Annotated in this window: 14 protein-coding genes and 1 pseudogene; 13 read left to right on the forward strand and 2 right to left on the reverse strand. The window is 41.1% G+C overall.

The genetic code is table 11. The features are described 5' to 3' along the window. The first annotated feature begins 11 nt into the window (after window positions 1-11). The 12 genes and pseudogenes from urtC to NSQ41_RS07290 form a co-directional block, all read left to right on the forward strand. A complete protein-coding gene (urtC, locus tag NSQ41_RS07235; RefSeq protein ID WP_339211315.1) occupies window positions 12-1,076 on the forward strand; it encodes an urea ABC transporter permease subunit UrtC in 1,065 nt (354 codons plus the stop codon). After that, window positions 1,051-1,800, forward strand: a complete 750-nt coding sequence (gene urtD / locus NSQ41_RS07240; protein ID WP_063386859.1) for an urea ABC transporter ATP-binding protein UrtD — start codon at window positions 1,051-1,053, stop codon at window positions 1,798-1,800. Before urtC ends, urtD begins: the two co-directional genes overlap by 26 nt. Then, window positions 1,794-2,495, forward strand: coding sequence for an urea ABC transporter ATP-binding subunit UrtE (gene urtE / locus NSQ41_RS07245; protein ID WP_094245567.1), 702 nt, complete (start codon window positions 1,794-1,796; stop codon window positions 2,493-2,495). Before urtD ends, urtE begins: the two co-directional genes overlap by 7 nt. 206 nt (window positions 2,496-2,701) lie before the next feature. Next, entirely contained in the window at window positions 2,702-3,004 is a 303-nt protein-coding gene (locus NSQ41_RS07250) for an urease subunit gamma (RefSeq protein WP_063386861.1), read from the forward strand. Between the two features lie 13 nt (window positions 3,005-3,017). Next, complete coding sequence (locus NSQ41_RS07255; RefSeq protein ID WP_063386862.1) at window positions 3,018-3,341, forward strand: urease subunit beta; 324 nt, start codon at window positions 3,018-3,020, stop codon at window positions 3,339-3,341. After that, window positions 3,338-5,047, forward strand: a complete 1,710-nt coding sequence (gene ureC, locus NSQ41_RS07260; protein ID WP_066248737.1) for an urease subunit alpha — start codon at window positions 3,338-3,340, stop codon at window positions 5,045-5,047. Before NSQ41_RS07255 ends, ureC begins: the two co-directional genes overlap by 4 nt. 11 nt (window positions 5,048-5,058) lie before the next feature. Beyond that, window positions 5,059-5,508, forward strand: coding sequence for an urease accessory protein UreE (gene ureE, locus NSQ41_RS07265; RefSeq protein ID WP_063386864.1), 450 nt, complete (start codon window positions 5,059-5,061; stop codon window positions 5,506-5,508). Then, window positions 5,501-6,184 (forward strand): urease accessory protein UreF, encoded by a 684-nt coding sequence (locus NSQ41_RS07270; RefSeq protein WP_339195099.1) that lies wholly within the window; start codon window positions 5,501-5,503, stop codon window positions 6,182-6,184. Before ureE ends, NSQ41_RS07270 begins: the two co-directional genes overlap by 8 nt. 167 nt (window positions 6,185-6,351) lie before the next feature. Further along, window positions 6,352-6,960, forward strand: coding sequence for an urease accessory protein UreG (gene ureG, locus NSQ41_RS07275; RefSeq protein ID WP_063386865.1), 609 nt, complete (start codon window positions 6,352-6,354; stop codon window positions 6,958-6,960). Between the two features lie 2 nt (window positions 6,961-6,962). Then, window positions 6,963-7,772: an urease accessory protein UreD gene (locus NSQ41_RS07280; protein ID WP_339211317.1), complete on the forward strand. Its 810-nt coding sequence runs from the start codon at window positions 6,963-6,965 to the stop codon at window positions 7,770-7,772. A gap of 26 nt (window positions 7,773-7,798) precedes the next feature. Next, window positions 7,799-8,431 carry an urease accessory protein UreH gene (locus NSQ41_RS07285; protein ID WP_327859255.1) on the forward strand — a complete coding sequence of 211 codons (633 nt, stop codon included), beginning with the start codon at window positions 7,799-7,801 and terminating at the stop codon, window positions 8,429-8,431. 91 nt (window positions 8,432-8,522) lie between these two features. Further along, a pseudogene (locus NSQ41_RS07290) lies at window positions 8,523-9,383 on the forward strand (ABC transporter substrate-binding protein); the annotation flags it as partial. A gap of 180 nt (window positions 9,384-9,563) precedes the next feature. Here the strand turns inward: NSQ41_RS07290 and NSQ41_RS07295 are convergent. Continuing rightward, entirely contained in the window at window positions 9,564-10,307 is a 744-nt protein-coding gene (locus tag NSQ41_RS07295; protein WP_242009367.1) for a DUF3784 domain-containing protein, read from the reverse strand. A gap of 220 nt (window positions 10,308-10,527) precedes the next feature. Between NSQ41_RS07295 and NSQ41_RS07300 the strand changes: the two genes are divergently transcribed. After that, on the forward strand, window positions 10,528-11,325 hold the full coding sequence (locus tag NSQ41_RS07300; RefSeq protein ID WP_339195106.1) for an ABC transporter ATP-binding protein: 798 nt from the start codon (window positions 10,528-10,530) through the stop codon (window positions 11,323-11,325). Between the two features lie 138 nt (window positions 11,326-11,463). Here NSQ41_RS07300 and NSQ41_RS07305 read toward each other — a convergent pair whose 3' ends face one another. After that, window positions 11,464-12,801 (reverse strand): 5'-deoxyadenosine deaminase, encoded by a 1,338-nt coding sequence (locus NSQ41_RS07305; protein ID WP_339199658.1) that lies wholly within the window; start codon window positions 12,799-12,801, stop codon window positions 11,464-11,466. Window positions 12,802-12,923 lie beyond the last annotated feature (122 nt).

Here is a 12,923-nt window from a genome sequence, read left to right on the forward strand (position 1 = left end):
GAGGACGGATTATGCGCAGAAAACAAATGATTTATCTGTTATTTTTCCTGATTTTACTTCTGGCCCCGTTTTATTTAACCGAATTCCGCTTAGCGTTGCTCGGAAAATTTCTTTGCTATGCGATCATTGCAGTAGGAATCTGTCTTATTTGGGGGTACACCGGGATATTAAGCTTAGGTCACGGCGTGTATTTTGGGATTGGAGCTTATTGCATGGCGATGTATTTAAAATTGGAGGCTTCAAAAGGAGCGTTGCCGGATTTTATGGAATGGAACGGAGTGCAGGAGCTCCCGTGGTTTTGGAAGCCCTTCTTTAATCCTTTCTTTTCCATAATGGCAGCAATTTTCATACCAGCTATGCTGGCAGCGGTTTTGGGCATGCTTACGTTTAAAAACCGGATCAAAGGCGTCTATTTTTCTCTTTTGTCACAGGCAGTCGTTGTTGTCGTCGTCACACTTTTAATTGCCAAACAGGATTTGACAGGCGGTACAAACGGATTAACCAATTTTAGCACCGTTTTTGGGTTTTCTTTATCCTCACCAATGGTACAAATTGTTTTATATGCTATTACCGTTTTCGCTTTGTTTGCCATTTTTATGTTATCTGTTTGGATTACCAAAAGCAGACTTGGCCATGTATTAATTGCCATTCGGGACGGCGAAAACCGCCTTCGGTTTTTAGGATTTGATCCGGCTGTTTTTAAAGTGTTTATTTACAGTTTATCGGCTTCGTTTGCCGGAATAGCTGGCGCGTTGTTTGTTTTGCAGGTCGGTCTCATTTCTCCTTCGATGATGGATATTATCCCTTCAATTGAAATGGTTTTATGGGTAGCCATCGGCGGTCGTCATTCGTTATTCGGCGCCATAATCGGAGCAATTTTAACAAACGGAGCCAAAAGCTTTTTCAGTGAAACATATCCGGATGTTTGGCTTTTCTGCTTAGGCATTCTATTCATTTTGATCGTTGTTTTTTTCCCGAAAGGAATTGCCGGGTTGTTCGAAGCTTTTCCAAAGCGTATTGCGAAATTTTTTGAAAAAGGTGTGAAAAAAGGTGAATCCGATTCTGTCATGTCATGATATTATTGTTGATTTTGACGGCTTTAAAGCGCTTCAAGGTGTCAATTTAGATGTTCATCACGGAGAAATTCGTTTTTTAATTGGTCCGAATGGTGCGGGCAAAACGACTCTTCTTGATGTCATCTGCGGCAAAACAAAAGCAGCAGATGGAAAAGTGATGTTTCAAGGAGTAGATTTGACAAAGCGGAGAGAGCACGAAATCGTTCGGCATGGAATCGCTAGAAAATTTCAAAATCCGTCCGTTTTTACTGAATTAACCGTATTTGAAAACATGGAGTTATCGATCAAACAAAATAGAAATCTTTTTTCCGTTATGAAGGCGAAATTAACCGCGGATGAAAAAGACGAAATTACGGCAATGCTTGAGAGAACCGATCTTTTAGATCGAGCTTATGACCCAGCAGGCTTGCTGTCCCACGGCCAGAAACAATGGCTTGAAATCGGCATGCAGCTGCTGCAAAAACCGGAAGTTTTACTTCTTGATGAACCGATTGCCGGCATGACTGGGGCGGAAAGGGAAAAAACCGGCTTGTTTATTCAAGAAATAGCTGAGAAATGCGCAGTGCTGATTGTTGAACATGATATGGATTTTGTTCGGAATTTTGCTGAACAGGTAACAGTTATGCATGAAGGGAAAATTTTGTGTGAAGGTTCCATGGAGGAAGTGCAGCAAAATGAGCTTGTTGCAGAGGTTTATTTAGGAAGGGAGGCAAAGGTGTGCTAAAAATATCTAGTTTGAAAGCAGGATATGATGAAACGATGGTGTTGAATAATGTTCATCTTGAAGTTGAAAAAGGAAAGGTCGTTTCCATTCTGGGAAGAAACGGGGCGGGAAAAACAACATTGATCAAAACGATTGTTGGATTGTTAAAGCCGATGGACGGGACTATTTATTGGAATGATCAGGAAATTACACATGAGCTTCCGGAAAGGAGGGCAAAAAAAGGAATCGGATATGTTCCCCAAGGCAGGGAGATTTTCTCTTCGCTGACTGTGGAAGAAAATCTCATTTTAGGCTTTGAAGCTGTTTCGAAAAAGATAGAAAAAACGCTTGTTTTAGAGGAAATTTTCGAGCTTTTTCCTGTTTTAAAGGAAATGTTGAAGAGAAAAGGAGGAGATTTAAGCGGCGGGCAGCAGCAGCAATTGGCCATAGCGAGGGCTCTTGCCGGGCAGCCCGAGCTATTATTGCTGGACGAACCGATGGAAGGGATTCAACCATCTATAGTAGAGCAAATACAGGAGGTCATTGTAAAAATTGCGTCCAAAAAAGGAATTGGCGTCGTTTTAGTTGAGCACAGCATAGATTCAGCATTTGCCTGTTCTGATGAATACTATATTTTGGACAAAAGAACTGTTGTATCAAAGGGTGTAGTAAAAAACACAAATATTGAAGACATTCAACAATATTTAGTAGTTTAATTTAAAACTTCCTCCTCCCCCTAGAAAAATTTTTTTAAATTTTCCATGTTAAAAAATATAACATAACACTTGGTGTTTCACATAGTGTGAATTATATTTGTAATAAAAAATAACATAAAAACACCTTTTATCTTCAACCCATTGAGGGAAATGGAATGTAAGAAAATCGTGTTATTTTTGATTGTCTGTTAGAAAGGAAGGGTGTTATGAAGCTGACAGCCCGAGAGCAGGAAAAATTGATGGTCGTTGTTGCTGCAGATTTAGCGCGCAGAAGGCAGAGAAAAGGCTTGAAGCTGAACTATGCGGAAGCAGTGGCCATCATCACATATGAGATTATGGAGGGCGCAAGGGAAGGACGGACGGTTTCGGAGTTGATGCAATATGGCACAAAAATTTTAACTAGAGATGATGTGATGGAAGGCGTTCCGGAAATGATCGAAAATATCCAGGTGGAGGCAACATTTCCAGACGGAACGAAGCTTGTAACCGTCCATGATCCGATCCGGTAAAAGAGGTGAAAAAATGATTCCAGGGGAATATCGATTAAAATCAGCTCCGATTGTTTGCAATAAAGGGAAAGAGGCGATCAAGCTCAATGTTGTCAATAGAGGGGACCGTCCAGTACAAGTCGGTTCGCATTTTCATTTTTTTGAAGTAAACAGGGCGCTCGAATTTGACCGGCAGCTGGCGTTCGGCAGGCATTTAAACATTCCGTCCGGAACGGCGGTAAGGTTTGAGCCGGGCGATGCGAAAATCGTAGAGCTCGTTGAATTTTCGGGAAAAAAAGAAGTGTACGGTTTAAATAATTTGACGAACGGACCGTTGACAAAGGAGGCGGACAAATGAGTTTTCAAATGCCGCGCAAACAATATGCCGATATGTTCGGCCCGACAACTGGAGACAGCATTAGATTGGCTGATACGGAACTCTTCATTCAAATCGAAAAAGATTTTACCGTATACGGAGATGAAGTAAAATTCGGCGGTGGGAAAGTGATTCGCGACGGAATGGGACAGCATCCATTTGCCGAAAGGAAAGACGTGATGGATCTTGTTCTCACAAACGCCATTATTATTGATTATACAGGTATTTATAAAGCGGATATCGGCATAAAGGATGGGAAAATTGCCGCGATCGGAAAGGCGGGAAATCCATTATTAATGGATGGCGTCACAATGGTAATCGGAGCTTCAACCGAAATCGTTGCGGCAGAAGGAATGATTGTTACGGCAGGCGGAATCGATACCCATATTCATTTTATATGCCCTCAGCAAATTGAAACAGCTTTGACATCTGGAATTACAACAATGATAGGAGGAGGAACGGGGCCTGCAACAGGGACAAATGCAACGACTTGTACACCGGGTGAATGGAATATTTATAGAATGCTGGAGTCAGTTGAACATTTTCCTATGAATTTCGGCTTTTTAGGGAAAGGAAATTCATCCGGAAAAAAAGCGTTAGAGGAGCAAATCAAAGCAGGTGCAGTTGGTTTAAAACTGCATGAGGACTGGGGTTCAACACCGGCGGCGATCGATCAGTGTTTATCCGTAGCTGACGAGTATGATGTGCAAGTTGCCATCCATACAGATACGTTAAATGAAGCCGGTTTTGTAGAAGACACCATTGCAGCGATTAAAGACCGGGTCATTCATACATACCATACAGAAGGCGCAGGCGGGGGACACGCCCCGGACATTATGAAAATGGCCAGCCTGCCAAACGTTTTGCCTTCTTCGACAAATCCGACAAGACCGTTTACAGTCAACACGCTCGAGGAACATTTAGATATGCTGATGGTTTGCCATCATTTGGATCCGGCTATTCCTGAAGATATCGCCTTCGCCGATTCCCGCATTCGCAAAGAAACGATTGCGGCGGAAGATATTCTTCATGACCTTGGCGTATTCAGCATGATCAGTTCCGACTCGCAAGCGATGGGAAGGGTCGGCGAAGTGATTACGCGGACATGGCAAACCGCAGATAAAATGAAAAAGCAGCGGGGCTCCTTAAAGGGAGACGGCCAAGATCATGACAATTTCAGAGTGAAAAGATATGTGGCAAAATATACGATCAATCCTGCGATTGCCCACGGAATATCTGAATATGTCGGCTCTGTAGAAGTCGGCAAATTGGCGGATTTAGTTGTTTGGAATCCGGCCTTTTTTGGGGTGAAGCCGGAAATGATCATCAAGGGCGGAATGATTGCCTATAGTTTGATGGGAGACCCAAATGCATCCATTCCAACTCCGCAGCCTGTTTATTACCGTCCGATGTTCGGATCATTTGGCAAAGCTGTCTCACAAACATCGATCACATTTTTGTCAAAAGCAGCAATAAAAGCCGGCATTCCCGAAAAGTTAAAGTTGCAAAAAATCGTGAAACCCGTCAAAGGAGTTCGTACATTGACGAAAAAGGACATGGTTTTTAATGGTGAAACTCCTTCTATCGAAGTCGATCCACAAACGTATGAGGTAAAGGTGGACGGTGAATTGATCAATTGTGAGCCGGTTGAAGTTGTTCCGATGGCGCAAAGATATTTTCTGTTTTGAGGTGAAGACGGATGATTATTAAAGAAACACTTGGAAATATTTATGCAAAAGCAGTAAAGGAAAAACATGTGGAGCGCGTCTATTTAAGAAGCGATGATCTGCTCAAAAGAATTCAACGAGTGAAAACAGACCACGGGAACGAAATAGGGATTCGTTTAAAGGAGGAAAAGAAGCTGGCAGATGGTGACATTTTATATGAAGATGAAAACAATATGATCATTATTTCTGTCCTGCCTGAAGATGTCCTTGTCATTTGTCCGGCTACGCTGAAAGAGATGGGAGAAATTGCACATCAAATCGGCAACAGACATTTGCCGGCTCAGTTTGAAGGAAATGAAATGATCGTGCAATACGATCATCTTGTAGAACAACTTGCAAACGAGCTGAACATTCCTTGCAAACGGGAGAAACGAAAAATAAAACAACCCTTTCGATATGTCGGACATCATCACCATGATTGATTGGCTGCCTTTATTGCAGATAAGCGATTCAAACTTTCCTTCCGGAGCCTTCTCCCACTCGTTCGGATTCGAAACATATATTGTTGAGCAGAAAATAAAAGATGCAAGTACATTTAAAAGTTTTTTAAAAACGTACATTGACAAGCAGCTCGTCTATACGGACGGACTGGCTTGCCGGCTTGCATATCAATTTGAAAAAGAAGGGAAACAAGAGGAGCTTTGGAAGCTGGATGAGATTCTTTACGCCAGCTCAATGGCTAAAGAAACGAAAGAAGGGAACCGAAGAATTGGCGAGCAAATGCTGAAGCTTTGTTTAAATATTTACCCTCATCCAACACTGCAACAATATGCTCAAAAAATAAAAGCGAAGGAGCTTTACGGACATGCGGCTCTCGTTTTTGCCATTGTCGGGATAAAAATAGGAGCGGATGAAAAAACAACGCTTGTAACGTATTTGTATTCCACTATTCAAACGCTTGTACAAAACGGAGTCCGCGGCATTCCGATCGGTCAAAAAGAAGGGCAGCTGCTATTAAAAGATTTGCAGGAGGATGTGAGGAGAGCTGTTTTAAAAATTGGCAAACTATCGATCGACGATTTAGGTGCGCAATCACCTGGCCTTGAAATTGCACAAATGAGGCATGAGCAATTGCATGTAAGACTTTTTATGTCTTAACAGACTGTTTTCAGAGTTTCATTATTTTTACAAACTCTCTGCTTGCTTGGCTGAAGCGAAAAGGCTGGAAAGCGAAAGAAGCGATCTGCTTCTTTTCAAAAAAAACTGCAAAGCTTGATCAAAAGATAAGGGGGGAAAGATTTGGGGCTAATCCCGAATCAGTCATAATGGAACCTATACGAATCGGAATTGGAGGGCCGGTAGGAGCCGGCAAAACGCTGCTAGTGGAAAAATTGACTCGCTATTTGTCAAAGGAATTCAGTGTTGCCGTTGTCACTAATGATATTTATACAAAAGAGGATGCCTTATTTTTAATAAAAAACAGCGTTCTTCCGGAGGATCGGATTATCGGCGTCGAAACAGGCGGCTGTCCCCATACGGCCATTCGTGAGGATGCATCGATGAATTTTGCGGCAATTGATGAGTTAAAAGAAAGACACGAGGATTTAGATATGATTTTTGTTGAAAGCGGCGGAGATAACTTAGCGGCAACCTTCAGCCCGGAATTAGTCGATTTCTCCATTTATATCATTGATGTTGCCCAAGGGGAAAAAATCCCAAGAAAAGGGGGACAAGGGATGATTAAGTCTGATTTGTTTATCATCAATAAAATCGACCTCGCTCCTTATGTCGGTGCAAGTCTTGAAATCATGGAACAAGATACGAAAATGATGCGGGGGGAGCGACCGTTCTTTTTTACTAATTTAAAGGAAGAAATTGGTTTAGATAATGTGATCAATTGGATTAAACGAAATGCGCTGCTGGCAGGGTTGTAGAAATGGAAGGAATTTTGCAGATTCGCGCGGAGCAAAAAGGGGAGCGGACCGTAATTACGGATCACTTTTTTCAGGGAGCTTTGAAAATGACAAAGCCGGTCTATACGGAATCGTCGATACCGATCGTTTATGTGATTCATGTCGGCGGCGGATGTGTAGACGGGGATGAATACGCACAAGAAATTTCCTTAGGTGAAAAGGCAAGGCTTGCGGTGACGTCACAATCTTCAACGAAAATTTATAAAACACCGAAAAAACCTGTCAAGCAGAAATTCTTGTTTACATTGCAAAAAGACAGCGTGCTGGAATGTTTGTCAGATCCGTTGATCGTTTATGAACAGGCTCGCTTTGAGCAGGAAACCATCGTCCATATGGAAAAGGGTGCAGCCTTTTTGTACAAAGAAATTATTACGCCGGGCTGGTCTGAAACCGGGCAGCCGTTCTGTTTCGATGCAATTCGGCTAAAATTAAAAGTTTATAAGGAAAATCGATTGATTTTGTTCGATCATTTTTATCAACAAGGGGATCGGGGAATTGATCAATTATTGAATATGGAAGGCTATACACATTACGGTTCGTTCCTCGTTATTTCTGACGAAGTGGATGATAAATTAATGGAAAAGATTTCATGCCATTTGCAGGGAGGACCGTTTGATGGACGGATCGGCATTTCAAGATTTTTGCCATCTGCCTTTATGATTAGAATTTTAGGAAACCATACCGATCACATTGAGGGGCTGTTTTTGGAAGTTCACCGATTGGCGAGAGCTTATCTATTAAAAGAACCTCCAATCCTATTACGAAAATATTAAAGAGATAAATAGAAGAGGTGAAAAATGTGTCAGTCAATTTTTTATCCGTGCTTTTTTTCGGATTGATTCTCGGGATGAAACATGCAACTGAACCGGATCATGTGATTGCTGTGTCCACAATTGCCAGCAGGACAAAAACTTTAAAGAAATCCAGTTTAACAGGAGTATATTGGGGAATTGGACACACCGCTACCCTTTTGTTGATCGGGATGATCGTGATCGGATTAAAAACAGCTATTCCGGAGAAGGTTTCATTGACATTGGAATTATTCGTCGGGATTATGTTAGTGATTTTAGGAATTTTAAGTCTTCGCGATGGCAGGCACAAACTGGCGCGAAACGATGAAACGGAATTTACAAATATTAAATCATTGATCATCGGTTTTATTCACGGTTTGGCAGGAAGCGCGGCAATGGTGCTGTTAACGATGACAACTGTTGAAAGCTATTTTCAAGCGTTTTTATACATCTGCATTTTCGGAGTCGGGACGATCATCGGCATGTTTTGTTTTACAACCATTCTCGGCCTGCCGTTTATTCTCGGAAGCAAAGTGAAAAAATATGTTCCGTTCATTTGCTCGCTTGCCGGAGCAATTAGTATATTATACGGCATCTTTTATATTTATGAAATCGGCTTTAAAGACGGATTGTTTATATAAATCGATTAATTGCTTAAAACCTCGTTTGGATCACTCCATCCAAATGGGGTTTTTTCATGTGTATTGGGATTATTTACAAAATTATTAAAGTATTATTAAAACACCTATTATTTTTACGCCGCACAGCGGTGGAGTGATGGCGCTTCAAGTATTTAATGAGACTGAAAAGTTTTTGATTGGTGCCTATACGAGTGAACCGGATGTAACTGATGCCGGGAACTCCCTTACGATCGGCATACCGCCGCGTTATGACGGCTACGTGGAACCTTTTACAGATTATGCTATGAAACGGTTTGGCAAAAAATTAGCCGCTCTTCCGCCGTCTACACAATATGGGAAAGACTGGGCAAAAACTTTGCTTCCACAATGGGAAAAGAAGGGCGGAAAGGTTGTATATCATTCATCCATTGATTTTTCAAAGGAAACCGACTTTTTCACCATTGTCACAAATGCTCTTAAAGAAAAAACGGATGTTCTATTTATAGGCGGAGCTTCAGAACCTACCGCAAAAGTGGCAAAGCAAGCTAGAGAGCTAGGATTTAAAGGCGGATTCATTATCATGGATCAGGCAAAACTGGATTTTATGGAAAAAATAACAGGTTCCTATGACGTATTAGAAGGTTCTGTTGGAGTGCTGCCGCTCGTAAAATCTAATGATCCGGGAGCGCCGGCATTTGCCGAAAACTATCGAGCAAAGTTTAAAGATGAACCTAGCTCTGAATCAGGGCTCAACTATATCGCTACGTATATTTTCGTTGAAGCGATGAAAGCGGCAAAAACTGTTGACGATGCGGAAGCTATTCGCAAACATATGCAAGATGGACTGGATAATCTGCCAAAAGACAAACGCGTATACGAGATTCCATCAATCGGTGATGACGGAAGATTGGAAGTGAAACGAAAAATCGCGGTAGTAGAGGATGGTCAAATTGTTTTAAAAGTAGTAGATTAATAGGTTTTCCGATAGGATTGAGCAATGATTGAAAATTTAAGAGGCTTCCTGAATGGGGAGCCTCTAAATACATGTTCCAATGCACTGTTAATGAATATTCGGATATCGGGCATGAAAAAGAGAATTGCTGTAAAGTTTCCAGTTATATATTTATAGATCAGGGTTCCATGTGCACTATTATCATTCGCTTATCTTTTCCAGTAATTGGTCATACAGCTTTTGCGTTTCGTCCCTGTCTTTTTGATTCAAAATGATATAATCATCATCTTTTTCGATATATACATACGGTGCACGCCCTTTGTAAACAAACAATTTTCCTCCTCCACCGTATGGCTCTTTTAGCCGAAAAGATCCTTTCAAACGATCAAAAGCCGCAAAGCCATTACTTTTGGCAACGACCTCGGGAAGTTCATCCAACAGCTTCACACGGTCAATCTCATCAATCGGCCATTCCACCCCATATAAACCCGTTACCTTCAACTGTCGGTCATTTATGATCACATCATGCTCCTTAAGTCCCAAATAGCCTAAAACGATAACGAATGTGATCACAATAGCCGCAACAATTCCGGTAATCCAATAATATTTTTTCCGTTTATGCTTTAGTTCATATTTTTGTACATAGATCGAACCGCCGAGCAGTACGATGAGAAACAGCAGCATGCCTATTTCAAATCCATATGGGATTTGAAAAAGTGCTAAAATGACCGAAATGAACAAAATGATGAACGTATAAAACAGCAATCTACCAATTGCCTGCGGATAACCATTTTCAATTAATTGCTGCTGTTCTTCTTCTGGTCTGTTGTAGAAGCCCGATATTAAGCTGTAATCTTGCTTCTTTACGACTAAATACGTCAGGCCCCCGTGTATGATAAGTGTGAACCCCATAGTGATTAAAAAAACGATCGTATCTGTTGACACAATGGTTCCCCCTTACGCTTTACAAAACATTTTGATTATTTCTACGGTTTTATCTTACAAATGTTTCACTCGCATAAATACCTAATGGAACTAAACCAATCTGAAGAAAGAAGAAAACACTTTTGATGGAAAAATCAGATTTTTCAATGATCCTCTCTTCCCTTCAACAGAAATTTTTGGAATAATAATTATAATGTAACGTATGGAGAGGAGCAAGCGTATGGTGATTGCACTTGAAAATGTTTCGCTCATTCGCAACAAAAAATATATTTTGGAGAATATAAATTGGAATGTTGATGAAGGCGAGCATTGGTGTATTTTAGGAAGAAATGGAGCGGGGAAAACAGCATTGCTCAATTTGTTAAACGGCTATTTGTTTCCTTCAAAAGGAACGGTTTCCGTCATTGGATTTACTTTTGGAAAGGCAGATTTTCGCGAGGTTCGAAAAAAAATCGGCCTTGTCAGCTCATCGCTCCAAGAAAAAATTTACGGACATGATCTTGTTGAAGAAGTTATTTTGAGCGGAAAATTCGCGTCAATCGGCTTATATGAAACACCGGATGAACACGATTTAGAAGAGATGGGGTCATTGATGACGCTATTCGGGGTGGAAAAACTAAGCGGGCGTACATATGACAGCCTTTCCCAAGGTGAAAAGCAAAAAGTGCTGATTTTGCGGGCGCTTATGCCTCAGCCGAAGCTCCTTATTTTAGATGAGCCGTGCAATGGTCTTGATATATTGGCGAGAGAAGAACTTTTAGGGCTGATTGAAACAATTGCCAAAAGGCCAAATGCGCCAACGATCCTGTACGTGACGCATCATGTTGAAGAAATTTTGCCTTGCTTCACCAATTCCCTGTTATTAAAGGAAGGAAAGGTTTTTGCTGAGGGAAGAACAGAAGAGCTGCTTTCAAGTGAACGATTGTCAGACTTTTTTGAAGCAGGCATCGTGGTGGAAAATTTTCATGGCCGATATTATGCGAAGCTTTTGCAAAACAATCATAATAGATTGTTATAGGGAGAGTGGGGCTGTCTAATAAGTCGATTTTCCGGCTTATAGACGCCCCTTTAATGGTTTAGAAATGTTGATATATCAATGTTTATGATGTTTCGTTTACAATGGATTTTGACTTTCTAAGACACCCTTTTTCGGATTTCAGTGGAAAACTGCTTTTTCTTTTTTGAGCATTCTTTTGATCGAGCGGTCTGCTTCTCTTAAAACAATTTCCTTGTCGAGTGTTTTTATTTTTTTGTTTTCCATTACAATCTCCCCATTTATAATGGTTGTTTCTACATTATCCCTTGAAGCAGAATAAACGATCCGCGAAATCGGATCAGCTTCAAAGGAAGGGAAAGTATGAAAATGATGTAAATTTAGAATCACTAAATCTGCCTTTTTGCCGATTTCAATACTGCCAATCTCTTTTTCCAATCCGACCGCTTTTGCCCCGCCGATGGTCGCCATTTTAAATACCTCTTTTGCTTTCATTGCGGAAGGGCCGTGCTTCGGCTTTTGGATGAGGGCTGCAAGCTTCATTTCCTGAAACATATTTAAATTATTGTTGCAAGGCGCTCCGTCTGCGCCTAAGCTTAACGAAACTCCCATTTCCATCAGCCCGGGAATATCCGCAATTCCTGAAGCTAATTTTAGATTAGACCCGGGGCAATGGCTAACATTTACTCCTCTGTCTTTAATGATTTTCTTTTCTTTTTCATCCAGCCAGATGCAGTGCGCCAAAATCAATCGTTTATTGGCAAGTCCAAGATAGTCAAGATATTCGATATTTCGCATCCCTGTCTGCTGTTCAACCAGCCTGATTTCTTCCTGATTTTCCGCTGCATGAGTATGAACTTTTACTTGATATATTTCAGAAAGCCGTTGAACTTCTTTTAACAGTTCTTCTGTACATGAAAGGACAAATCGGGGAGAAAAGGCATATTGAATTCTTCCGTTTGCAAACATATGCCATTTTTCAAGCAAATCAACGCTTTCTTGGAGAGAATCAGTTGTTTTTTCGCGAAGCTCCATTGGCACATCGTCGCCACGATCCATCATCACCTTGCCTGATAAAGCTCTGATTCCGCTTCCTGCAATCGCTTGAAACGCTGCTTCTGTATGGTGAACGGTTTCCATATCGACAATCGTTGTGGTCCCGCTTTCAATCAATTCTCCAATGCCGAGCAATGCGGAATAATAGATCGATTCCTCATCATGTGCTGCTTCCAATGGCCAAATTCGTTTTTTCAGCCAATCTAACAATTCTAAGTCATCCGCCCGTGAGCGGAAAAGTGTCTGGCATAAGTGAACATGGGTTTGAATGAAGCCCGGAATGACGGTCCGATTTTCTGCATTGATGATTTGATCGGCGTCGCATGCAAGATTTTTCCCTATGTTGCTTATGATGCCATTTTCTATGAAAATATCTCCCGTGAAAATTTCATCCGCATGATTCATCGTAATAATTTGTGCGTTTTTGATCAACAGGCTCTTCATATTCCTTTCTCCTTGCTATAAGTATTGAAATTCATTCTAAGAATGTATGCAGGTAAATTCAATAAAAATGTAAGAATTTATGACAAAAATAAAAAAATGTGGAAAAAAAGTTAACAAAGAAA

The sequence above is a fragment of the Aeribacillus sp. FSL K6-8210 genome (assembly GCF_037963925.1).
GTDB classification, from domain to species: Bacteria; Bacillota; Bacilli; order Bacillales; family Aeribacillaceae; genus Aeribacillus; species Aeribacillus composti.

What these genes read in the sequence shown, in the direction of transcription:
- urtC (WP_339211315.1), top strand. Translation starts at nt 12, where the DNA reads ATGCGCAGAAAACAAATGATTTATCTGTTATTTTTCCTGATTTTACTT.
- NSQ41_RS07250 (WP_063386861.1), top strand. Translation starts at nt 2,702, where the DNA reads ATGAAGCTGACAGCCCGAGAGCAGGAAAAATTGATGGTCGTTGTTGCT.
- NSQ41_RS07255 (WP_063386862.1), top strand. Translation starts at nt 3,018, where the DNA reads ATGATTCCAGGGGAATATCGATTAAAATCAGCTCCGATTGTTTGCAAT.
- ureC (WP_066248737.1), top strand. Translation starts at nt 3,338, where the DNA reads ATGAGTTTTCAAATGCCGCGCAAACAATATGCCGATATGTTCGGCCCG.
- ureE (WP_063386864.1), top strand. Translation starts at nt 5,059, where the DNA reads ATGATTATTAAAGAAACACTTGGAAATATTTATGCAAAAGCAGTAAAG.
- NSQ41_RS07270 (WP_339195099.1), top strand. Translation starts at nt 5,501, where the DNA reads ATGATTGATTGGCTGCCTTTATTGCAGATAAGCGATTCAAACTTTCCT.
- ureG (WP_063386865.1), top strand. Translation starts at nt 6,352, where the DNA reads ATGGAACCTATACGAATCGGAATTGGAGGGCCGGTAGGAGCCGGCAAA.
- NSQ41_RS07280 (WP_339211317.1), top strand. Translation starts at nt 6,963, where the DNA reads ATGGAAGGAATTTTGCAGATTCGCGCGGAGCAAAAAGGGGAGCGGACC.
- NSQ41_RS07300 (WP_339195106.1), top strand. Translation starts at nt 10,528, where the DNA reads ATGGTGATTGCACTTGAAAATGTTTCGCTCATTCGCAACAAAAAATAT.
- NSQ41_RS07305 (WP_339199658.1), bottom strand. Translation starts at nt 12,801, where the DNA reads ATGAAGAGCCTGTTGATCAAAAACGCACAAATTATTACGATGAATCAT.